Source organism: Streptomyces sp. NPDC059092, from assembly GCF_042756365.1.
Lineage (GTDB): Bacteria > Actinomycetota > Actinomycetes > Streptomycetales > Streptomycetaceae > Streptomyces.
Window position 1 is genome coordinate 1 of record NZ_JBHZEJ010000070.1, and the last position, 22721, is coordinate 22721.

Genomic DNA, 22721 nt, shown 5'->3' on the forward strand with positions numbered 1-22721 from the left:
CGCCGAAGGGCGCGAAGGGCGAGGGCGCCGGCGGTTCCGGGGACAAGGGCCGGGGGGCCCCCGGGGGCGCCCCCCCCCCCCCCCACCCCGGCGGGGGCCCCGCCCGGGCCGGGCCCCCGCCTCCGTGCGTCGCCTGGGTGGGGTGCGGTCACGCGCCCCGTGGCGCTTACTTGCCCTTGGCGGCTTCCTTGAGCTTGGAGCCCGCGGAGACCTTCACGCTGTAGCCGGCCGGGATCTGGATCGGGTCGCCGGTCTGCGGGTTACGAGCGGTGCGAGCGGCACGGTGGGTGCGCTCGAAGGTCAGGAAGCCGGGGATGGTGACCTTCTCGTCGCCCTTGGCGACGACTTCGCCGACCGTCTCGGCGAGAGCGGCCAGCACGGCGTCGGCGTCCTTGCGGGTCACCTCGGCGCGGTCGGCCAGGGCGGCCACCAGCTCACTGCGGTTCATGTTTGTACTCCCGTGTTCTTCTTGCCTGTGAGGCGTGAGATCGAAGCCGATGCTGCCAGGGCCCTCGGACAGTCCCCGGACCCGGGTCTGCTGACAGACCCTCGCGCCCGAATACGCATCCTGCCCCCACCAGCGGCGGGAAAGCCAATCCGGCACCCTCCGGAGCCGTACGAAGAGCGCCACTGCCTCGTCGTCGTGACGTTCCGTCGACTCTGTGGGGACTCCTTGGAGCCTTGGGGGCCCCGTGACCCCGCCGGAGGCTCTGAAACCTCCCTGGAGCTGCGGGGCTCATGGTCCGCCACCCTAGAGGGGCCCGCGTGGCCCGGCGAATCGCGACGCGCCGGGCACCGGACGGACGTGAGATGTACCGCAGTGGCCGCTACCGTGACCGGCCAGGGGTGGGCATGGTCACACCGACGGGGTCGCGCCGGCCTCGGCGGTCTTCGCCGCGGCGTCCCGCACCGCGCCCGCGACCGCTCCGGCGACCTTGTCGTTGAAGACGGACGGCACGATGTAGTTCGGGTTCAGCTCGTCCTCGGTGACGACGTTCGCGAGCGCGGTCGCCGCGGCGAGCATCATCTCCGTGTTGACCGTGCGGGACTGGGCGTCCAGGAGGCCGCGGAAGACGCCCGGGAAGACCAGCACGTTGTTGATCTGGTTGGGGAAGTCGGAGCGGCCCGTGGCGACCACGGCGGCGGTCTCGCGGGCGATCGTGGGGTCGACCTCGGGGTCCGGGTTTGCCAGCGCGAAGACGACCGCGTCGTCCGCCATGGCGGCGACGTCGGCGCCGTCCAGGACGTTCGGGGCGGAGACGCCGATGAAGACGTCGGCGCCGACCACGGCCTCTTTGAGGGTGCCCGTGACGGCCTCGGGGTTGGTGTTGTCCGCGATCCAGCGCAGGGGCGACTCGGGGGCCGCCTCGACCAGGTCCTCGCGGCCCGCGTGCACCACACCGTGGATGTCGGCGACGACGGCGTGCTTGACGCCGGCGGCGATCAGCAGCTTGAGGATGGCCGTACCGGCGGCGCCGGCGCCGGACATGACGACCCGTACGTCACCGACGGACTTGCCGACCACGCGCAGCGCGTTGGTCAGGGCCGCGAGGACCACGATCGCGGTGCCGTGCTGGTCGTCGTGGAAGACCGGGATGTCCAGGGCCTCGCGCAGCCGCGCCTCGATCTCGAAGCAGCGGGGGGCGGAGATGTCCTCCAGGTTGATGCCCGCGAAGCCGGGGGCGATCGCCTTGACGATCGCGACGATCTCGTCGGTGTCCTGGGTGTCCAGGCAGAGCGGCCAGGCGTCGATGCCGGCGAACCGCTTGAACAGGGCCGCCTTGCCCTCCATGACGGGCAGCGCGGCCTTGGGGCCGATGTTGCCGAGGCCGAGCACGGCGGAGCCGTCCGTGACGACCGCCACGGAGTTGCGCTTGATGGTGAGCCTGCGCGCGTCCTCGGGGTTCTCCGCGATCGCCATGCAGACCCGGGCCACACCCGGCGTGTAGATCATCGAGAGATCGTCACGGTTACGGATGGGATGCTTCGACTGCATCTCGATCTTGCCGCCGAGGTGCATCAGGAACGTACGGTCCGAGACCTTGCCGAGGGTCACCCCCTCGATCCCCCGCAGTTCCTCCACGATCTGGTCCGCGTGGCCCGTGGAGGTCGCTGCGATGGTGACATCGATCCGCAGCTTCTCGTGGCCGGAGGCGGTCACGTCCAGGCCGGTCACCGAGCCACCGGAGGACTCCACGGCCGTGGTGAGCTGGGAGACCGCGGTACCGCTCGCGGGCACCTCAAGCCGGACCGTCATCGAGTACGAGACGCTGGGCGCCGTTGCCATGACCGAGTTCCTCTTCTTTCCTTAGCCGCATTGCCGCCCCGCGGGAACGCACGTTCCGACGCGACCTTCAGATGGTCGCACCTACCCGTAGGTAACGGGTAAAGACCTTTATGCACGGAACCCGCGTCCCCTGTCCCGTGACATCGTCCCGGTACATCGTGGAGCCGAGTCCGTCGCACGGCGGCGCGAAAGACCTTAACAGTGGCGCACTCAACAGAAGCAGGCCCCCACCGTTCACCGGTGAAGGCCTGCTGAAGCGAGTGTGAAACCCGATGGAGGAAGTGACACCGGCCCGCCATGCTCGCCTCGCGGCAAGTGGTCGCTCGAAGCGACGAAGGTTGGGCCCGGGGGCTTGGATCGGGCCGGTGTCACACCCAGGCTAACAAACCACTCCGGTAAGTGATTCCTTCCGTACGAGTTGACCGGAAGTCAATGTCGGCGGTCAACGCGCGAGCGGTCCCTGGGGCGGCCCCGGGCCGGTCCTGAGGCCGGTCCCGAACCTGGCCCGGGGCCCGGCCCCCGTCACTCCCTGAGCAGGTCGGGAACGCCCTCCGCGTCCGGCTCGTCGCGGGCCGCCGAGACCACCGTGAGCTGCTGCGTCGCCCGGGTCAGCGCCACGTACAGGACCCTCAGGCCCGCCGGCGACTCGTCGGCGATCTCCGCGGGCGAGACCACGACCGTCGCGTCGTACTCCAGCCCCTTGGCCTCCAGGCTGCCCAGCGCGACCACCCGGTCCCCGAATCCGGCCAGCCAGCGCGCCGCCTGCTCGCGCCGGTGCATCGCGACGACGACGCCCACCGTGCCGTCGACCCGGTCCAGCAGCTCCTGGGCCTCCGCCCGTACGACGCGGGCGAGGTCCCCGTCCTGGACGACCGCGAAGCGCGGCCGTACGCCCGTGGAGCGCACCGCGCGCGGCGCCTCCATCCCGGGCATGGCCAGCGCCAGGACCTTCGTGGCCAGGTCGGCGATCTCGGCCGGGTTGCGGTAGTTGACCGTCAGGGTGAAGCGGCGGCGCGGCCGGGTGCCGAGCGCCTCGTCCCTGGCCTCCGCCGCCTCGTCCGGGTCCGACCAGGACGACTGCGCGGCGTCACCGACGACCGTCCAGGTGGCGTGCCGGCCGCGGCGGCCGACCATCCGCCACTGCATGGGCGTCAGGTCCTGCGCCTCGTCGACGATGACGTGCGCGTACTCCGTACGCTCCGCCGCCAGCCGCTCCGCGCGCTCCCGCTGCGACTCCTCGCGCTGCGGCATCAGCTCCTCCAGACCGGTGAGCTGGTCCAGCGGGTCGAGATCGCGGCGCCTGCGCTTGCGCGGCGGGGCGCCGAGCAGGGTCTCCAGCTCGTCCAGGAGGGCCACGTCGTGCACGGAGAGCGGGCCTGTGCCGTCCGGGCCCAGCCGCTTGAAGGAGCGGGCCAGGCGACGCGTCTCGCCCGGGTTGAGGACGCGGCGCGACCAGCGGCCGAGCCGGCGCTCCTCGGCCATCGCGGCCAGCACCCCGCGCGGGGTCAGCTCGGGCCACCAGGCGTCCAGGAAGGAGGTGAAGGAGTCCTCCGAGGTGATGTCCTCGTCGAAGGACGAACGGAGTTCGGCCGCCAGTTCGGGGTCGGTGTGGCGGCCGGCGGAGCCGGATCTCGACCAGAGGGCGTCCAGCAGGAGTCTTCGGGCCCTGGGTCTGAGCAGGTTGACGGGCGCGGTGCCGCCGAGCACGGAGTGCCGGATGCGCCGCAGCTCGTCCGCCTCCAGTTCGAGGCGGCGGCCGAAGGCGACGACCCGCAGCAGGTCGGTCCGTACCGCGACGCCGGGCGAGTCGTCCTCGTCGTCGGCGTCGCCCCCGTCGGGGTCACCGAACGCGAGCTGGCCCGCGGGCCCCGCCGGGGCCCTGGGTGACGGGGCGGGCCCCGTACCGCCCTCCAGCGCCCCTCTGGCGGCCTTGCGCAGCACCGTCAGCATCCGCGCCGAGCCCTTGACGCGGGCGACGGCCGGTTCGTCGTACGCCGTGGCCTCCGCGCCGTCCACCAGTGAGCCGACCGCGCGGATCGCGACCTGCCCCTCCTCGCCCAGCGACGGCAGCACGCCCTCGGTGTACGCGACGAGCAGCGGTGTCGGCGAGACGATCAGGATGCCGCCCGCGTACCGCCGCCGGTCCTGGTAGAGCAGGTAGGCGGCACGGTGCAGCGCCACGGCGGTCTTGCCGGTGCCCGGGCCGCCGGAGACCTCGGTGACGGAGGCGGCGGGCGCCCGGATCACCAGGTCCTGCTCGGCCTGGATGGACGAGACGATGTCCCGCATGGTGTGGCTGCGGGCCTGCCCGAGGGCGGCCATCAGCGCACCGTCGCCGATCACGGCCAGCGCCTCGCCGTCGAGCGAGGCGGTCAGTTCGGGACGCATCAGGTCGTCCTCGACCCCGAGGACCTGGCGGCCCTTGGAGCGGATGACCCGGCGCCGCACCACCCGGCCGGGATCGACCGGCGTGGCGCGGTAGAAGGGCGCGGCGGCGGGCGCGCGCCAGTCGATGACCAGCGGCGAGTAGTCGGAGTCGAGCACTCCGATCCGGCCGATGTGCAGCGTCTCCGCGATCGCCGCCGTGCGGTCGGGCCCGACGGCGTCGTCGGCGGGCTCGACCGAGGTGTGGGCGCCGTCCGGGCCCTTCCGGCCGTCCTTGCCCCGGAGGAGGTCGATCCGGCCGAAGAGGAAGTCCTCGAACTCGTTGTTGAGCCGGTTGAGGTGGATCCCGGCCCGGAAGACCTGGGCGTCCCGCTCCGCGAGGGCTCCCGGCGTACCGACCTGCCCCCGTTTGGCGGCGTCGTTCATCAGGAACTCCGCCTCGTGGATCTTCTCCTCCAGGCGGCGGTACACCTGGTCGAGATGGTGCTGTTCGACGCCGATCTCACGGGCGCGTACGGAGTCGTGCCCCGTGTCGCGTCCGGGATCGACGGCGGGTCCAGCGGATTCAACAGCGGCATCCTGCGCGGCCACCGAGGCCCCCTTCATGACGTGCGTCGGGCAGCCGTCAACCGTACGCGAAGGGGGCACATATGTCAGGCGTCGATCTCCAGCAGTCGCTTGCCGTCGAAGGTCCGTACCTCGAAGTGATCGAACTCGCTGTCGGCCATCGACGTACTGCCCTGGATGTAGAGCGGCTTCCTGGCGTCCTCGTTCTGGCTGTCGGGGATGCCGTACCCCCACTTGGGAACGGACCAGGACGTCACGACCTCCTGCTCGCCCGTCTTGGAGACGGCGATCAGGCTGCACTTCAGCGGACCCTTGATGTTCTTCAGCTCCAGGGTCATCAGCGTGCCGTAGAGCTTCTCCTCCATGGCCACGGTGCCGCTGATCTTCGTGGTGGGATCCGTGGCACCGACCTTGTTGGTCATGTGGCCGAATTCCTTCGCCGGGGTGGAGCGTGACGCGATGTTGCTGCTCTCGTTGCCACCGCCCTGGGTGGCGACCCCGACCGCGACGGGACCGCCGACGATCAGCGCGGCCGCGGCGGCGACGAGGTAGAGCCCGCGGCGCTTGCGCTTGGCGCGTTTCGCCGCCACCTCGTCGACCAGCTTGTCGAGAAGCTGGGGGCTGGGGCGTACGGAGACGGACGGTGTCGGGAGCTGAGCGAGCGGGACCGGAGGCGGGGCCTGCGGACTGATCGAGGTGACGGAGGCCAACGAGCCCGGTGGTCCTATGGAGCCGAACGGGTTCGGATTGTCGGCCAGCATCGCCAGCATCGGTTCCATCCCGGAGAACTCCTCCAGATGGACCGCGCAGATCCGGCACCCGGCCAGATGCGCTTCGAAGATGGAGGCGTCGACATCGTCAAGAATGCCGAGAACATACGCGCCGACGGTTTCATGCACAGTACTTTCGTCGCCCAGTCCGTACTGCTCGTGCGTGGTCATGCCGAGACCCCCCTCTCCTCCAACGCGAGCTTCATCGAACGCAGTGCGTAGAACACACGGGAACGCACCGTCCCGCTGGGTATGCCGAGTGTTTCGGCCGCCTCATTGACCGTACGCCCCTTGAAGTACGTCTCCACGAGTACTTCCCGGTGGGCAGGGGTCAAATCCTCAAGGGCATCTGAGAGCGTCATAAGCCACAACGCCTTGTCGATCTCGTCCTCCGCGGGCATGACCTCCAGCGGCGACGGATCGACTTCCTGCGGCCGGGCCTGCCGGCTGCGGTGTCCGTCGATGACGATGCGCCGGGCGACCGTCACCAGCCAAGGTCGGACAGAGCCGGTCGCCCTGTTGAGCTGACCGGCGTTCTTCCAGGCACGGATGAGCGTCTCTTGCACGACGTCCTCGGCTCGCTGGCGGTCGCCCGCCACGAGACGCATGACGTAGGCGAGCAGCGGTCCGGCATGTTCCCGGTAGAGGGCTCGCATCAACTCCTCGTCTGGTGCGGGAGTGTTGGTGCGCGGTGTCGCGCTCCGGTGTCGGGCCCGGTGAGGGCGGTCATCGGCCACGGCCGCATCTTTGCGCACCTAAACCTCCCGGTCGATACCTTCATGGCTGCTTCTCCCTCATCACTACGGAAGCCCGGCCGGCGGTGCTCAACCGTTCCGGAAAATCTTCCAAGATCTTTTGGGCGCGCTCCCAGGCCCCCTGGGCGGCTCGCACGCCGATCCGCGCACCACACCAGGATTCGTGCAGAACTCGTGGAGGACATGTCCGCGACTCGCAAAGGCGGCACGCAGAGTTGGCTTGAAATAGCACAGGAACCCTGCGGAATCGGCCGGAGAGGCACCCTTGTCCAGCCACCCGGAGTGTGCCGAAGGGCCTCCTGTGTGGCTTTTGCCGCGTTACGGGGCTACTGGGAGGCGACCGAGAGGGGGCGGCCCCGGGGCGGCCCCCGGGGCTGCTCCGGAAGTGGCCCCGATGGTGGCCTCGGGAAGGCCCCCGAGGTGGCCCGGGGGCGGCCCCCGAGGCGGCCCGGGGCGCGCTCACGCCTCGGTCAGGGCCGCCCTGCGCCGGTGCCGGGCGACCCGTTCGCGGTTCCCGCAGACCTCGCTGGAGCACCAACGGCGGCGCCGACCGCGCGAGGTGTCGAGATAGACGCGCCGGCAGCGGTCGCCCTCGCACCGCCGCAGCCGGGCCCGCGCGTCCTGGTCGGTGAGGAGTTCCACGGCGTCCCTGGCCACGACGGCGAGCAGCGCGGCGCACTCCGGCTCGGCGATCGCCGCCCGCACGAGGACGCCCGCCTCGTTCCGTACGGCCCTGATCCCCGGCGGCGAACCGGCCGCTGCCGCGTTGACCCGCTCCAGGGCGGCGGGCGCCGGCCGGCCGTCGATCTCGGCGCGCACCAACCGCCCTATTCCGTCGCGGAGTTCGGTGAAGGAGCGGACCCAGCGGGCGTCGATCCCGGCGAGCGGGGTGCCGGGCGGCAGCAGTCCGGCGCCGAGCAGCCACCGGCCGAGCGGTACGGCGCCGTCGAGCCGCCCCCGCCCTCCCTGAGGCGGTTCCGCGGTGGCCACCAGGTCCAGGCAGACCCGCCCGGAGTCGAACCGCCAGCCGTACGCGCCCGTGCCCGCCGTGCCTGCTGCCCTGCCCGCTGTCCTGCCCGCCGCCATGCGCCTGCCACCGCCTCGGATTCACCGTGGGTGCCGCCCCGGGTGCCGCCCTCCCCAGAGTGCCCGCAAGGCGGCGCCGCCGGAACCCCCGCTACCGCCGCCGTTCCGAGGAGGCGTCAGGGAGCGGTGTTCGGCGGGCCGTTGTGCAGGATGCGCTGGAAGAGCTGGTGGTCGCGCCACGCGCCGTCGATGTGCAGGTAGTCGGGCGCGGTGCCGATCAGTTCGAAGCCGCATTTGCGCAGCACGCGCTGGGACGCGGCGTTGGCGAGGACGGTCGCCGCCTCGACGCGGTGCAGCCCCAGATGGTCCCGGGACGACCGGCAGACCTCCTCGACCAGGCGCGTCGCCAGGCCGCGCCCGGTGTACCCGGCGTCGACCCAGTAGCCGAGGCTCGCACTGCGGAAGGGCCCGAGCACGATGGTGGAGAGGGTCGCCTGGCCGACGACCCGGTCACCGTCCCTGAGGTGCCAGAGCCGGAGGGACGGGTCGGCGATCCGGTTGGCCTGGGCCTGCGCGGTGAAGAAGTCGGCGGGACGTATGGGCCCCCAGGGCCGCATGTGGTCGCGGTTGCGCAGCAGCGCCTCCACGACACGCTCGGCGTCGGCCGGGGTGGCGGGACTGATGAGGATCGGGGAGTCATGGGCCATCTCCGTAACGTACCCAGACACGTTCGGACCTCACGGCCCGCTGCTCGGAGGTCCCTCGCGCGCACATCCGATGCGCGTCGGATGTCCAATGCGCGCACATCCGTCGCGCGCACATCCAGTACGCGCACATCCGGTACGCGTCCGAGGTCCGTCGCGCGCACATCCGGTGCGCGCACATCCGGTGCGCACACGGCCGATGCGCACACGGCCGACGTTCAGACGTCCGCGTACTTGGAGTCGGCCGACGGGTCCAGCGCCAGCCGGTAGCCGCGCTTGACCACGGTGTGGATCAGCTTCGGGGCACCCAGCGCGGTCCTGAGGCGGGCCATCGCCGTCTCGACGGCGTGCTCGTCGCGGCCCGCGCCGGGCAGCGCGCGCAGCAGCTCCGCCCGCGAGACCACCCAGCCGGGCCGCCGCGTCAGCGCCTTCAGCAGCGCCATGCCGGCGGGCGGCACCGGCCGCAGCTCGCCGTCCACGAGAACCGCGTGGCCGCGGATCTCCACGCGGTGGCCCGCGACCGGCAGCGTACGGGCGCGTCCCGGCAGCTCCGTACAGAGCACCTGGACGAGCGGGCCGAGGCGGAAGCGCTCCGGCTGGACGGTGTCGATCCCCCGCGCCTGGAGCGGCAGGGCGGTGACCGGCCCGACGCACGCCGCCAGCACGTCGTGGTGGAGGGCGTCGAGGAGTTCGGTGAGCCGGCCGCGTTCCTCGGCGCGGGAGAGCAGCGAGGCGGCGGCCGGCGCGCTGGTGAAGGTGACGGCGTCCACGGAGCGGGCCACGGTCGCGTCGATCAGCCGGTCGACCGGGCCGAGGTCCTCCGGCGGCATCCAGCGGTAGACGGGGACGACCACGACATCGGCGCCGCCCGCCCGCAGCGCCTCCACGAAGCCCGGCAGGGGTTCGCCGTGGAGCTGGAGGGCGATACGGCGCCCCTCGACACCCTCACCGAGGAGCCGGTCCAGGACCTCGGCCATGGATTCGGAGGTGGGTGACCACGCCTCGGTGAGCCCGGCGGCCCGGATGGCGCCCTTCACCTTGGGTCCGCGGGCCAGCAGCTCGACACCGCGCAGGCAGGCCAGCAGCTCCTCGCCGAGGCCCCAGCCGTCGGCCGCGCCGACCCAGCCGCGGAAACCGATCGCGGTCGTGGCGACGACCACGTCGGGCGCGCGGTCGATCAGCTCCTTCGTCGCGGTCAGCAGCTCCGCGTCGTCGGCGAGCTGCACGATGCGCAGGGCGGGCGCGTGCACGACGGAACCGCCGCGGCGCTGGAGCAGCGCCCCCAGTTCATCGGCGCGCCGGGCCGCGGTGACCCCGATGGTGAATCCCGCGAGCGGGCCGTGCTGCTGGTCGTCCACGCGTCTCCTTCCGCTGTTCTCCCGCTCGCGCCACCCTCGCACTCGCCTTCACGTTTGTCGCACTCACGTTTGTCGCACTCACGCTTGCCGGACCCACACTCGCACTTGTCGTACACGAGCGCGCCAAGGCGACCGAGCCTGTCAACCGTGCATGACAGGCCCGGTACGCCACCATTTCACCGGCGTTACGTCCCGCTCCGGTCTACACCCGCGCGTAGCTGGGCTGGGGCTCGCTCTCGGCCCGTACGGAGCCGACGGGCACCTTGCGAAGGTATACCGCCCAGGTGAGGGCGAAGCAGCAGGCGTAGAAGAGAAGGAACGCGACGAACGCCGCGGTGCCGGTCCCCGCCGTCTGGAAGGACTGCCGGAAGGCGAGGTTGATCGCGAGCCCGCCGAGCGCGCCGACTGCTCCGATCAGCCCCATGGAGGCCCCGGAGAGCCGGCGGCCGTACGCGGCGGCGGCTTCGCCGGACATGCCCTGGTCCAGCGCCTTGGCCTGGAAGATGCCGGGGATCATCTTGTACGTGGAGCCGTTGCCGAGCCCGGTGAGCAGGAACAGCGCGACGAACCCGACGAGGAAGACGGTCAGCGACTCGATCACGGAGGCGAAGACCACGACACCGGTCGCCGCGGCCATCGCGGCGAAGTTCCACAGGGTGATGCGGGCGCCGCCGTGCCGGTCGGCGAGCATCCCGCCGACGGGCCGGACCAGCGAGCCGAGCAGCGGCCCGATGAAGGTGATCGAGGCGGCCTGGAGGGGGGTGCGGCCGAACTGGGTCTGGAGGACGAGCCCGAACGCGAAGCTGTACCCGATGAACGACCCGAACGTCCCGATGTAGAGGACGGACATGATCCAGGTGTGCCGGTCGCGTACGGCTTCCCTGGCCGCGCCGGTGTCGTTCTTGACGGGGGCGAGGTTGTCCATGAACAGCGCGGCGCAGACGGCGGCGCCGATGATCAGGGGGATGTAGACACCGAGCACGATCCGGGGATGGGCGGCGCCCGCCGTCCCGATCACCAGCAGCCCGATGAGCTGTACGACGGGTACGCCGATGTTTCCGCCGCCCGCGTTGAGGCCGAGGGCCCAGCCCTTCTTCCGCAGCGGGAAGAAGGAGTTGATGTTCGTCATGGAGGAGGCGAAGTTCCCGCCGCCGACGCCGGTGAGCGCCGAGACGACCATGAAGGTGGTGTACGAGGTCCCGGGCTCCATGACGACGAACGCGGCGACCGTCGGCAGGAGCAGCATCAGCGCGCTGAAGATCGTCCAGTTCCGCCCGCCGAAGCGCGCGACGGCGAAGGTGTAGGGGACCCGCACGATCGCGCCGACCAGGGTGGCGGTCCCGATCAGGAAGAACTTCCCGGCCGGGTCGACGCCGTACTCCGGCCCCATGAAGAGCACCATCACGGACCACAGGGTCCAGATGGAGAAGCCGATGTGCTCGGACAGCACGGAGAAGAGCAGATTGCGCCGGGCGACCCGCTCCCCCGTCCCGCGCCAGAAGGTGTCGTCCTCCGGATCCCAGTGCTCGATCCAGCGGCCCCCTTTACGTGCTGCGACGGTGGTGATCGGGGCAGTCATCACGCCTCCACGGACGGGTTCGGTAGGTGATCCCCGACCGTAGATACGTCGCGTTTCACCCCCGTGCCTCAAAATGACCGCCGCGCAACCTTGCTCTCACCCGGGGCGCGGCGTCACTGTGAGCGGGCGTTCCGCGAGAGTCCGGCGGCTCTCGTCACACGTGGAGGCGGATTGTCCGGTTCCGGGGCTTCAGCGTCGTCCGGGACCGCGTCCACGTGGGGCCGGCCGCACCACGCTCTTCGACCGCTCCAGCCTCCCGCCCACGGGGAAGAAGCCGGTCGCCGGCGTTGCCGCTCGGCATGGTCCTGGGCGCGCCGGCCTGCTCACGCTCTGGATCACCTCGGTGACGGCCGTCGCGCTCAGGGCCGGCGCGAAGAACTCACGCCCGTCGCGCGGTTCGCCCGCGGCCGGTCGCGGGCGGGCGACGACTCACGAACCGCGCTCCGAGCACGGCGTCACGACCGGGCGGCCAGTCCGTCCAGGGTGAGGTCGAGGAGGCGTTCGGCCTGCTCCCGTTGCGCGGGCCGCGCCGAGGTCAGGGCGATGCCCGCGAGGGCTGCGAACAGGTCGGACGGGCTGATGTCGGTGCGGATCGTCCCGGCGGCCGCGCACGCGTCCATCAGGGCGGTCGTGGCGGCCTCGATCATCTCCCGGCTGTGGCCGTAGGGGTTCTCTCCCGTGGCGGCGATGGCGCGCAGGGCCTCGGCCATGCCGAGTTTGGCGGTGACGTAGTCGAGGAAGAGGCGTGTCCAGGCGCGCAGGGCTTCGAACGGCGGCTTCGCCGCCAGAAGGCCGGGGACCGCGTCGCACAGCTGGGCCACTTCGTTGCGGTAGGCCGCCTCGATCAGAGCGTCACGGGTGGGGAAGTTGCGGTAGAGGGTCGCGCTGCCCACGCCCGCCACCTTGGCGATGCGCTCCAGATGCGCGTCCAGTCCCTCCTCGGTGAACACCCTCACCGCGGCGGTGAGGATCTTGTCCCGGTTGCGTCGCGCGTCGGCACGCAACGGGCGTGGTGCGTCGGTGTTCATCGGTGGCTGCCGTCCCCTCTCCAGATTCTCCGCGCTTGCTAAGTGGGGGACCGCCCACTTACTCTCGAACAAGTGGTGGAGACCCCACTTTCACTGTAGGTCATGGTCTGACCTGCGCGCATTCACCCTGTAAGGACGGTTGCTCATGTCAGGAATCGAAGGCAAGGTAGTAGCGATCACGGGTGCCAGCAGCGGCATCGGAGAGGCGACGGCGACGTACCTCGCCTCGAAAGGAGCCCTGCTCGTCCTGGGAGCCCGACGGGAGGACCGGCTGACCGCGGTGGTGGACCGGATCACGGCACAGGGCGGCTCGGCCGTCGGAACCGTCATCGACGTGACGCGCAGGGACGACCTGAAGCTCCTCACGGACACGGCGGTCAACCGGTTCGGCCGGCTCGACGTCCTCGTCTCCAACGCCGGCACGATGGTGGTGTCACCCTTCGACGAGCTGCGTCAGGACGACTGGGACGCGATGGTCGCGACCCACGTCACCGGTCTGCTGAACGGCATCGGCGCGGCACTGCCCGTCTTCCGGCGGCAGCGTTCCGGCCAGTTCGTCAACGTCGCCTCCACTGCGGCGTACGTCGTGAAATCACCGCAGGGCGTGTACGCGGCCACCAAGACGGCGGTCAAAGTACTGACCGAGGGGCTGCGCCAGGAGTCCGGTCCCGACCTGCGCGTCACCCTCGTCTCCCCCGGATTCACCCACACCGAGGGGGTCGGCAAGGGAGCGGGCCCCGAGGTGGCTGCGGCTTTGATCCGGCAGCGCGACGAGATCGCGATCCCGCCCTCCGCCATCGCCTCCGCGATCGGTTTCGCGATCGAGCAGCCCACCGGCGTCGACATCAGCGAGGTCGTCGTCCGGCCCACCGCGCAGGCCTGACGGCCGACGGGGACGACGGGACCGGACGGTCCCCGGCCACGGACCGGGCCCCCTCTCCTCCACGCGCCGATTAATCTTCCAACTCAAGGCGAATCAGAACGCGTTGGAACAGCCGACGCGCGCCCGGACGCGGAGGAGACCGCATGGCGCGTACGACGACGAGATCCAGCGGCCAGGGCGACCGGCCGGCCACCCTGGCGCAGGTGGCTCAGCGGGTGGGGGTGTCGCCGCAGACCGTGTCCAACGCGCTCAACGCCCCGGAGCTGCTGGCACCGTTGACCCTGGAGCGGGTCCGCCAGGCGATAGCCGAGCTGGACTACCGGCCGCACCAGGCCGCGCGTGCCCTGCGGACGCGGTCCAGCAAGCTGATCGGTTACGGGGTCCATCCCATGACCCAGGAGGAGTCGGGGCCGGTGATGGACCACTTCCTGCACGCGTTCTCGCGTGCGGCCAACGAGGCCGGGTACCGGGTGCTGCTCTTCACCGCGCCCGCCGGGGCCGAGCACAAGCCCGACTGCTACGCCGAGTTGCTGCGGGAGCAGCCGGTCGACGGCTTCGTCCTCACGCACACCTTCCGGGGCGACCGGCGCCCCGACTGGCTGCGCAAGCGCGGTATCCCCTTCGTGGCCTTCGGCCGCCCCTGGTCGGCGCGGCCCGCCGGGGACTGGGTGGACGTGGACGGCGCCCACGGTACGTCGGCGGCCGTCGACCACCTCGTCGGGCTCGGCCACCGCAGGATCGCCTTCCTCGGCTGGCCGAAGGGCTCCGGCGTGGGCGACGACCGGGCCGAGGGGTGGCGAGAGGCGATGCGCCGCCACGGGCTCTCCGCGCGCGGTCTGCGGGCGTCCGCGGTGAACGAGGTCGACGCCGCGCGGGACGCGGTGGCCCCGCTCCTCTCCGCCGGTACGACGGCCGTGGTGGCGGCCAGCGACACCCTCGCCCTCGGCTGCTACCGGGCGCTGCTGGAGAGCGGCCGTACGCCGGGGCGCGACATCGCCGTCGTCGGCTTCGACGACTCCTCCGCCGCAGCGCTGCTCACCCCAGGACTGACCAGCCTGCGCCAGCCGCTGCCGGAGGTGGGCCGCGCCTGTACCCGGCTGCTGCTCGCCCGGATCAAGGAGCCGCAGGGCGCGCCGGAGCAGGTGCTGCTGGCGCCCGCGCTGGTCGTCCGGGAGAGTTCGGCGTACGCGGGCTGAGGCGCGGCACGTGCGCGAGGTCAGCGTTTACGGGTGGGTGACCTGCGGCCGCCCCTGGCGCGTTTCTCCCCGTTCGGCCACAGCCTCGGTCTGCGCTGTGCCGCCAGGTCCTCGACCCACCCGATGGCCAGGATCATCAGCCCGATCATCGGCCACACCATGACCAGCGGCAGCACGTTGTACAGCGAGTCCAGCTCCGTGGCGAAGGATTCGGACCCCGGGATGTTCCAGAGCTGGTCGATGAGCGGGTACGTCATCATGATCAGCAGGTTGTGCCAGAGGTAGATCGTCACGGCACGGTTGTTGGCCAGGGTGATCGTCGAGTCGAACTGCTTGAGCTTCCCCGGCAGTTCCTGCCAGGACGGCGAGTACTGGAGCAGGATCATCACGAACCCCAGCGACCAGGTCGCCTGGGCGAGCGGGATCTCGTCCAGGTTCCAGCCCTCGGCCGTGAGGTGGCCCGAGGCCCACCACAGGCCGAACGCCATCGTCATGGCCGCCAGGGAGACCGTCAGATAGCGCGGCACCTTCTGGAACATGCCGTCGTTGTGCGCGAAGCCGAGCACCCAGCAGGCGCCGTACACCGCGAAGTCCGTGAGCGCCATGCCGAACTCGCCGGGGACCTCGACCAGTCCCGTACCGATGACCGCCGTCAGCGCGACGGGGAAGAGCAGCGTCACCCAGGGCGCCCGGCGGAACGCCCGTACCAGCAGGGGCGAGAGCAGGACGAACCACAGGTAGGCGCGGATGTACCAGAGCGGGCCCGCCGAGTCCTGTGCCCACGTCGTGTCCAGTACGCCGCTGCCGTCGCCGCTCTCGAAGGGGTACGGCGGGGCGCCGATCGGCACGAGGTAGTTGAGCAGCTTGACGATGCCCCACAGCCCCTCCTCGCGCGCCGGCTTCCAGCCCATCAGGAACATCACCGGCACGATGATCAGCGCCAGCGCCCACATCGGCGGCAGCAGCCTGCGCAGCCTGCCCCGCAGCACGCTCCACGGGGAGCGCTTCGAGAGCGACCTGGCCATCAGTGACCCGGCCAGCGCGAACATCACGCCCATGGACGGGAAGAGGATCGTCAGCCAGGCCCAGCCGAAGATGTGGAAGACCACGACACGGACCAGGGCCACCGCGCGCAGCAGGTCGAGGTAGCGGTCCCGGCCGGGCGGACGGGGCGCCGGATCGGCCGGCCCGGCCGAACCGGCCGCCGGGACCGGGGGCGGGTTCGGGGTCAGGGTCGGGTGGCCGTACGCGGGAGTCGCGTCCAGACCGCCCGTACCCGCGTCCACGGAGTGGTGGCTCACGCGACCGGCCTCCGCTCCGCGTCTTTTCCGCTCCGGCCCGGGATCGAGCCCGGCGCCTCCACCACGCCGGTGCGGCGCAGCTTCTGCCAGCGCAGCCGGCCGCCGGTGAGGGCGGTGATCCAGGACTGGAGCAGCACCACGTACATGAGCTGCCGGTACAGGATCTGCTGGAGGGGCAGTGAGATGAGGTGTGTCATACGTTCCCCGTCGAGCCGGAAGGCGTAGGCGGCGCACACGGCCTGGACGAGCAGGACGCCCAGCCACGCGCCGACGGTCTTCTGCGTGGGGCCGAAGACCAGGCCGTACACGAGGAAGACGTCGATCAGCGGCGCCAGCAGCGGCGCCAGCACCATGAAGAGGGAGACCAGCGGGAGACCGACGCGGCCGAAGCGGCCGGAGGGGCCGCGTTCGACGAGGGCGCGGCGGTGCTTCCAGATCGCCTGCATCGTGCCGTAGCTCCAGCGGTAGCGCTGGGACCAGAGCTGCTGCACGGACTCCGGGGCCTCGGTCCAGGCGCGGGCGCGCTCGGCGTAGACGACGCGCCAGCCGTCGCGGTGCATCGCCATGGTGATGTCGGTGTCCTCGGCGAGCGTGTCGTCGCTCATGCCGCCGACGCGCTCCAGCGCCTGGCGGCGGAAGGCGCCGATCGCGCCGGGGATGGTGGGCATGCAGCCGAGGACGTCGTACATGCGGCGGTCGAGGTTGAAGCCCATCACGTACTCGATGTGCTGCCAGGCCCCGATCAGGGTGTCGCGGTTGCCGACCTTGGCGTTGCCCGCGACGGCGCCGACGCGCGGGTCGCCGAAGGGCTGCACCAACTCCCGTACGGTGGCCGGTTCGAAGACGGTGTCGCCGTCCATCATCACGACGATGTCGTGACTGGCGTGCGCGATGCCGTTGTTGAGGGCGGCCGGTTTGCCACCGTTCTCCTGGCGTACGACATGGACGTTGGGGAGCCAGAGCGCCTCGACGATGTCGGCGGTCCCGTCGGTCGAGCCGTCGTCGACGACGATCACCTCGACCGGATGGTCACTGGCCATCAGGGAGTTCACCGTATTGGCGATGCACTCGCGTTCGTTGTACGCGGGAACGAGGACGGTGACCGGTTCGGTGACCTCCGGGCCCCAGCGGAAGTCGCGCCTGCGGACCTTGCGGGCGTGCGCGAAGGAGAGCACCAGCATCAGCCCGAACCGGGAGATGACCAGGAAGCCGATCACGGCGAGCCCGGCGACGAGGACGCCGGTGATGTTGTCCGAGAGGGCCACGGCGGCGACCCACGCCTTGCCCTTCCACAGCTCGACGCCGGTGACCGGGGTGTGGGCGCTGGGCGCGCCGAGCGCCTCGGTGAGGTTGGCGAAGGCGAAGCCGCGCTTCTGCATCTCGGGCAGGTAGCGGCCGAGCGCCTGAACGGTCTGGGAGCGGTCGCCGCCGGAGTCGTGCATCAGGACGATGGAACCCTCGTGCCCCTTGGGCGTGACGCCCTTGATGATCTCGTCGACTCCGGGGCGCTTCCAGTCCTCGCTGTCGAGGCTGTCGAGGACGGTGATGTAGCCGCGGCTGCCGATGTACTGGGTGACCGGCCACGACTTGTTGTCCATGGCGTCGGCGAAGGAGGAGTACGGGGGCCTGAAGAGCGAGGAGCGGATCCCGGCGGCGCCCGCGAGCGCGAGCTGGTTCTGGGTCAGCTCCCAGTCGATGCGGGACTTGGACTGGTAGGAGAGGTCGGGGTGGTTGAAGGTGTGCAGCCCGATCTCGTGGCCCTCGTCGACCATGCGCTTGACGAGCGCGGGGTAGCGGGAGGCCATGGTGCCGGTGATGAAGAAGACGCCGTGGGCGTCGTACTTCTTGAGTTCGTCGAGGACCTTGGGGGTCCACTCGGGGTCCGGGCCGTCGTCGAAGGTGAGGACGAGCTTCCGGTCGGGGATGTCGATCGACCGGGGGGCCTCGGTGCCGCGCGCGTCGATGACGGGGCCGCCTTCGAGGATGTGGCGGGGGACCTGGTCGGTGGCGGCCGGGGGGCGGACACGGTGGTCGGCGAGGATCTCGCTGTGGACGTAGCCGCGGAGCATGAGCATGGCGGCCAGGGCGACGAGGACGAGCGAGGGCAGCAGATAGCGCATGGGCAGCCGGCGCCGCCGGACGGTCCGCGTTTTCTTGCGGGGCTTCGCGCTGTGGTGGTTGGCGCTGTGGTGTGTGGTGCTGTGGTGTGTGGTGTTGTCGGGCGTGGTGTTGCTGGGCCGGGCCGCCCTGCGCGGCTGGGCCCGCCTGCCGGAGGAAGTCATCTACTGTGCGCCTTCCGCCAGTTGGCCGGCGTCTTCCACCGGCGGTGATTCGACGGGCGGACTGGGATCGGCGGACGGCGAGACGACGTCGCTGGCGGTGGCCGTCGGGGTCGGGCCCCCGGCGCCGGCGGAGCCCGCGCCGCCGCTGGTGCCGGTGCCGGTGGAGTCGCTCTTGCCCGGAGCTGGGTCGGTGTCACCGGACGGGTCGGAAACCACGGGCGGCGGGACGGAGTTGGACGCTCCCGGGACGGGGACGCCCGAGTCGCCGGTGGTCACGGTCCCGGAGGTACGGGGGGCGGTGGCGCCGCCGATGTTCGTCGCCGTGGGCGAGGCGGCCGGATCGGCGCTGCCGGCCACGGCGGTCGGGGAGGTCGTGGGGGCCGGCTGTATCTGCACGGTGTCCGGCTTCTTCTTGTCCGCGAGGCCCGGTATCTGGAGCCAGGGGGCGGAGGAGTCGCCGCCGAGGAGCGCGGCCACCACGGTGGTGGCGTAGCAGGCGCAGGCGATCGCGACGACCCAGCCGGCCCGGCGGAGCTTCTTGCTCCGCCGGCCGCTCTCGTCCACGAAGACGGGGCCTTCGGGGGAGTCGGTCCCGTCGTCGGTACCGTCCACGTCGAGCCGCGTACCGCTGGCCGCGTCCGTACCGGATCCGAAGCCGGCGCCCGTGCCCGCGCTCGTGCCTATGCCGGCGCCTATGCCGGTGCCGGGCTTCGTCTCCGGACGGGTCCCGGCGGGCAGTTCGGAGAGCTGACGCCCCAGACCGTCCAGCTCCACGGTCACATCGTTCGGCTCATACATGTGCCCGGTCCGGGCATCTTCACGCCACTGTTCCACTGAAGTACGCACATCCCCCACCGCTGACTGATTTAGGTGCATACATACGCTGGCTGATTTTGTCGGCCGAGACCCCACTCGCACCGCGCGCCCCTACCACACCGCACCCGGGCAATGAATGTAGCGCACCGGGAGAGTGTGTGGATCCGGTTCACAAGTTGTGACGTATCAATGCAATGACAGTGGTAAGAGGAGATCGGCAGGGTCCGGATCGAGCCATCCTTCTTCGGCCGCGAGCCCGGCAGCGGCAGTTCGGAGCGCCTCCAGCCCCGGATGACGCAGCCCTTTGCGCCACACCAGCGAGAGCGGCGACAGAGGGACGGGATCGACCAGCGGACGCAGCACTGTGTCAGGCATCACCGGGAAATCTACGACGGCCAGGACCGGTTGGCGATGCTTGGCCATGACTCGGCGGAATTCCTCCGCGCCGACAGCCATCGGCGCGGGCGGGGCGACCTCGATGGAGCGGCCCGCGAAGAGCCGCCGCGCCAGCTCGGTCCACTCCGCGGTCCCCGGATTGCCGGCCCCCGCGTACACGGTCTCGCCCGCGAGCGCGTCGAGCGGCACCTCGGGGAGCCGGGCCAGCGGGTGGCCGTACGGCAGGAGCACGGCCAGCGGCTCGTACCGTACGAGCTGGTGGGAGAGCGCGTCGCGCAGGACGGGCGCGAGCCCTCCCGCGTAGCCGAAGGAGGCGTCGAGCCGCCCCGCGAGGATGTCGGCGGCGGCGCCGGTGAGTCCGCTCCGGAAGCGGGCCATCAGCTCGTGGTGCGGGACGAGTTCCCGGGCGCGCGCCAGAATCCGGCCGGCGACCATGCCCTCGGTGTTGAGGTCCACGAGCAGCGGCGGCACCTCGCCCGCGGACGCGGCCAGCAGCTCGTCCTGGGCCGCGAGCACCCGCCGGGCGTACGGGAGCAGCCGCTCGCCGTCGGCCGTCAGGGTCACCCGGCGGGTCGTCCTGACGAACAGCTCCACGCCCAACTCCCGCTCCAGCCGCCGCACATCACGGCTGAGGGCCTGCTGGGCGAGGTAGAGGCGGGCGGCGGCGCGGGTGAAGTGCAGCTCTTCCGCGGTGACGGTGAAGGCGCGCAGCAGCCGGGGGTCGATGTCCTGGGGCACACGGCATTGAACAGCCCCCGCACGCCATTGACAACAGGATTGCGTGAACAGCCGCTCATCAGGTGTTGGACCGGGCAGGGAGCGGGCCGCGAGGGTGAAGCCATGCCGCATCCCCGATCCCCGCACTCCCGATCCCCACGCCCTCACTCCCGGCCCCGCCCGCACACCGCACCGCGTCCCGGCACCACCGGACGGAACACACCGCTGATGTCGGTGACCGGCTCCACGCTGGTCCTGGCCGCGCGGGACGAGGCGTACGGGAGCACACACCACGGTGTGCGCCAGGGCGCCGCACGCCGGAGCGCGCGGCAGCGCGTGCATCCGTACGCCCGTCTCTTCGCGCCCCCGGGCGCCCGCGCGTTCACCGCCGGGAACCTCCTCGCGCGCCTCCCGATGGGGATGTTCAGCGTGGCCGCCGTGATCATGATCGCCGGGTCGCGCGGTTCGTACGCCCTGGCCGGCGCCGTCACCGCCACCGGTCTCGCGGCCACGGCCCTGGCCGGCCCCTGGACGGCGCGCCTCGTCGACCGGTACGGGCAGGCCCGTGTCGCCGTCCCCGCCACCGCGATCGCCGTACTCGGCTCACTGGCCCTGCTGCTCTGTGTGCGGTACGGAGCCCCCGACTGGACGCTCTTCGCCGCCTACGCGGCGACCGCCACCACCCCCAACACGGGCGGCATGTCCCGGGCGCGCTGGGCGCATCTGCACCGCGGTGACGCGGCGGCCCTGCACACCGCCACCGCCTTCGAACAGGCCGCCGACGAGCTGTGCTTCATGCTGGGCCCGGTGCTGGCCGCCTTCCTGTGCACCGCGCTCTTCCCGGAGGCGGGCACCCTGACCGGCGCGGTCCTGCTGCTGACCGGCGTCCTGGTCTTCGCGGCCCAGCGCGCCACGGAACCGCCCGCCGCCGGCCGCACGGCCGCCTCCCTGGCCCCGCTGCACTCCCCCGCGCTGACCGCGCTCCTCGCCGTCTTCCTCGCCACGGGCGCGGTCTTCGGCGCCATGGAGGTCACCACCCTCGCCTTCGCCGACGACCGGGGACACGGTGCGTGGGCGGGCGCGGTGCTCGCGCTCCAGGCGGCCGGATCGGGCGTCTCCGGCCTGCTGCTGGGCTCCCTGGCCCCGGCCCGCCGCCCGCGTGTGCGGCTGCTCGGCTGTGTCGCCGCGATGGCGGCGCTGCTGACCCTGCCGCTGCTCGCGGCGCGTACGGGCTCGCTGCCGCTGCTGGCCGGGGCACTGCTGCTGGCGGGCGCGGCGACCGCGCCGACGATGGTGACGGGCATGACCCTCGTCCAGCGCCTCACGCCCGAGGCCCGGCTGAACGAGTCCATGACCCTGGCGGTGACCGCGCTGCTCGCCGGGATCGCGGCGGGCGCGGCTCTGGGCGGCTGGGCGGCGGAACACACCACTCCGGCCCAGGCCTTCGCCGTACCGCCGGCGGCGGCGCTGCTGGCGCTGGTCATCGCGGCCTGCTGCACGCACCGCCCTCGGAGCCGCCGCGCGGTCCGAGGCCGGGCCCGCCGCGGGCTGCCCGTCGTCGAGGGCCGGACCGCCGCCCGGACTCCGCGTGCGCCGGAACACGACGAAGGCCCCACCGCCTGAGCAGTGGGGCCTTCGCCTCACATGGGAATTGTGGAGATGGCGGGAATCGAACCCGCGTCCAACGGTGCGGAACCAGGGCTTCTCCGAGTGCAGTCCGCTGTGATTTTCTCGGCCCCGGAGATCACACGGACAAGTCTCCGACGGGCTCAGCCACTGTTTGATTTCCTTCTCGGCCCCGTGACCGGGCTGAGAAGTTTAGTTCCCTAGTTGATGCCAGGATCCGGGTCGGGAACAGCCCCGGGCTGACACTCCGCAGAGTCTTCGCTAGCTGCTAATTAGGCAGCGAGGGCGAAGGCGGAGGAATCGCGCTTAGAAGTGGCGATTATTGTTTGCGACATATGGTTTACGAGATCATTGCCGCTTCCTCGACTCGCTTCCCCTGCTTCGACATCCGCTGTCGAAACCGATCATCCCCATGTTTATTTTTCAAGCGTGCGCCCTCTGTGGGGTGCACGGCCCATCGTACGTGACCAACGCGTCCGGGGGCCAGTCCATTCCCCGGCGGGGCCCGGCCGCCCGGCCGGGGGCACCCGGCCGCCAGGTCAGGCCTGCTGGCGCCGCTTGACCGCCGAGATCGCCCGGTCCGTCTCGCGCCGGTCCTGCTTCTCGCGGAGCGTCTGGCGCTTGTCGTACTCCTTCTTGCCCTTCGCGAGCGCGATCTCGACCTTGGCCCGGCCGTCCTTGAAGTACAGGGCGAGCGGCACGATCGTGTGCCCCGTCTCCTGCGACTTCGACTCCAGCTTGTCGATCTCGGCCCGGTGCATCAGCAGCTTCCGCTTGCGGCGGGCGCTGTGATTGGTCCAGGTCCCCTGGGTGTACTCGGGGACGTGCACATGGTGCAGCCATGCCTCGTGCCCGTCGATCTGCACGAAGCCGTCCACCAGGGAGGCACGCCCCTGGCGCAGGGACTTCACCTCGGTGCCGGTGAGCACGAGACCGCACTCATAGGTGTCGAGAATGAGGTAGTCGTGCCGCGCCTTCTTGTTCTGCGCAATGATTTTGCGCCCTTTTTCCTTAGCCATGGTCTCCCCATTTTCGCACCCCCGCG

At 71.3% G+C, this 22721-nt stretch carries 18 protein-coding genes and 1 other RNA gene; 3 read left to right on the forward strand and 16 right to left on the reverse strand.

What is annotated here, in order from left to right; genetic code table 11:
- Positions 1–166: 166 nt before the first annotated feature.
- The 10 genes from ACFXPL_RS30195 to ACFXPL_RS30240 all read right to left on the reverse strand — a co-directional run bounded on the left by ACFXPL_RS30195 (position 167) and on the right by ACFXPL_RS30240 (position 12459).
- Positions 167–448, reverse strand: coding sequence for an HU family DNA-binding protein (locus ACFXPL_RS30195; protein ID WP_004571953.1), 282 nt, complete (start codon positions 446–448; stop codon positions 167–169).
- A gap of 408 nt (positions 449–856) precedes the next feature.
- A complete protein-coding gene (locus tag ACFXPL_RS30200) occupies positions 857–2287 on the reverse strand; it encodes an NAD-dependent malic enzyme (protein ID WP_384925549.1) in 1431 nt (476 codons plus the stop codon).
- Between the two features lie 522 nt (positions 2288–2809).
- Entirely contained in the window at positions 2810–5263 is a 2454-nt protein-coding gene (locus ACFXPL_RS30205; protein ID WP_384925553.1) for a HelD family protein, read from the reverse strand.
- 62 nt (positions 5264–5325) lie between these two features.
- Positions 5326–6180 carry an anti-sigma factor family protein gene (locus tag ACFXPL_RS30210; RefSeq protein ID WP_384925555.1) on the reverse strand — a complete coding sequence of 285 codons (855 nt, stop codon included), beginning with the start codon at positions 6178–6180 and terminating at the stop codon, positions 5326–5328.
- The gene (locus ACFXPL_RS30215) at positions 6177–6764 is read right to left on the reverse strand and encodes a sigma-70 family RNA polymerase sigma factor (protein WP_114624088.1); all 588 of its coding nucleotides are present in this window, start codon (positions 6762–6764) and stop codon (positions 6177–6179) included. The genes ACFXPL_RS30210 and ACFXPL_RS30215 overlap by 4 nt, the downstream gene beginning before the upstream one ends.
- A 459-nt stretch (positions 6765–7223) precedes the next feature.
- Entirely contained in the window at positions 7224–7850 is a 627-nt protein-coding gene (locus tag ACFXPL_RS30220) for a CGNR zinc finger domain-containing protein (protein WP_384925557.1), read from the reverse strand.
- Positions 7851–7966: 116 nt separating this feature from the next.
- Complete coding sequence (locus ACFXPL_RS30225) at positions 7967–8497, reverse strand: GNAT family N-acetyltransferase (protein WP_384925559.1); 531 nt, start codon at positions 8495–8497, stop codon at positions 7967–7969.
- A gap of 215 nt (positions 8498–8712) precedes the next feature.
- Complete coding sequence (locus ACFXPL_RS30230; protein ID WP_384925561.1) at positions 8713–9852, reverse strand: uroporphyrinogen-III synthase; 1140 nt, start codon at positions 9850–9852, stop codon at positions 8713–8715.
- A 202-nt stretch (positions 9853–10054) separates the two neighbouring features.
- On the reverse strand, positions 10055–11431 hold the full coding sequence (locus ACFXPL_RS30235) for a nitrate/nitrite transporter (RefSeq protein WP_384925563.1): 1377 nt from the start codon (positions 11429–11431) through the stop codon (positions 10055–10057).
- A gap of 455 nt (positions 11432–11886) precedes the next feature.
- Positions 11887–12459, reverse strand: a complete 573-nt coding sequence (locus ACFXPL_RS30240; protein ID WP_384925565.1) for a TetR/AcrR family transcriptional regulator — start codon at positions 12457–12459, stop codon at positions 11887–11889.
- 145 nt (positions 12460–12604) lie between these two features.
- Between ACFXPL_RS30240 and ACFXPL_RS30245 the strand changes: the two genes are divergently transcribed.
- Positions 12605–13342, forward strand: coding sequence for an SDR family oxidoreductase (locus ACFXPL_RS30245; RefSeq protein ID WP_384925567.1), 738 nt, complete (start codon positions 12605–12607; stop codon positions 13340–13342).
- A gap of 143 nt (positions 13343–13485) precedes the next feature.
- Positions 13486–14538, forward strand: a complete 1053-nt coding sequence (locus tag ACFXPL_RS30250; RefSeq protein WP_384925569.1) for a LacI family DNA-binding transcriptional regulator — start codon at positions 13486–13488, stop codon at positions 14536–14538.
- 20 nt (positions 14539–14558) lie between these two features.
- Here ACFXPL_RS30250 and ACFXPL_RS30255 read toward each other — a convergent pair whose 3' ends face one another.
- The 4 genes from ACFXPL_RS30255 to ACFXPL_RS30270 all read right to left on the reverse strand — a co-directional run bounded on the left by ACFXPL_RS30255 (position 14559) and on the right by ACFXPL_RS30270 (position 20071).
- Positions 14559–15839 (reverse strand): acyltransferase, encoded by a 1281-nt coding sequence (locus tag ACFXPL_RS30255; RefSeq protein WP_384925571.1) that lies wholly within the window; start codon positions 15837–15839, stop codon positions 14559–14561.
- Positions 15836–17959, reverse strand: coding sequence for a bifunctional polysaccharide deacetylase/glycosyltransferase family 2 protein (locus tag ACFXPL_RS30260; protein ID WP_384925615.1), 2124 nt, complete (start codon positions 17957–17959; stop codon positions 15836–15838). The genes ACFXPL_RS30255 and ACFXPL_RS30260 overlap by 4 nt, the downstream gene beginning before the upstream one ends.
- A gap of 162 nt (positions 17960–18121) precedes the next feature.
- Positions 18122–18919, reverse strand: coding sequence for a hypothetical protein (locus tag ACFXPL_RS30265; protein ID WP_384925573.1), 798 nt, complete (start codon positions 18917–18919; stop codon positions 18122–18124).
- Between the two features lie 204 nt (positions 18920–19123).
- On the reverse strand, positions 19124–20071 hold the full coding sequence (locus ACFXPL_RS30270; RefSeq protein WP_384925575.1) for a LysR family transcriptional regulator: 948 nt from the start codon (positions 20069–20071) through the stop codon (positions 19124–19126).
- 102 nt (positions 20072–20173) lie between these two features.
- Here ACFXPL_RS30270 and ACFXPL_RS30275 point away from each other — a divergent pair, with 102 nt between their 5' ends.
- Positions 20174–21673: an MFS transporter gene (locus ACFXPL_RS30275; RefSeq protein WP_384925577.1), complete on the forward strand. Its 1500-nt coding sequence runs from the start codon at positions 20174–20176 to the stop codon at positions 21671–21673.
- A gap of 28 nt (positions 21674–21701) precedes the next feature.
- Here the strand turns inward: ACFXPL_RS30275 and ssrA are convergent.
- Positions 21702–22088, reverse strand: a transfer-messenger RNA (tmRNA) gene (gene ssrA, locus ACFXPL_RS30280).
- A 127-nt stretch (positions 22089–22215) separates the two neighbouring features.
- Positions 22216–22695: an SsrA-binding protein SmpB gene (gene smpB / locus ACFXPL_RS30285; RefSeq protein WP_384925579.1), complete on the reverse strand. Its 480-nt coding sequence runs from the start codon at positions 22693–22695 to the stop codon at positions 22216–22218.
- Positions 22696–22721: the final 26 nt, after the last annotated feature.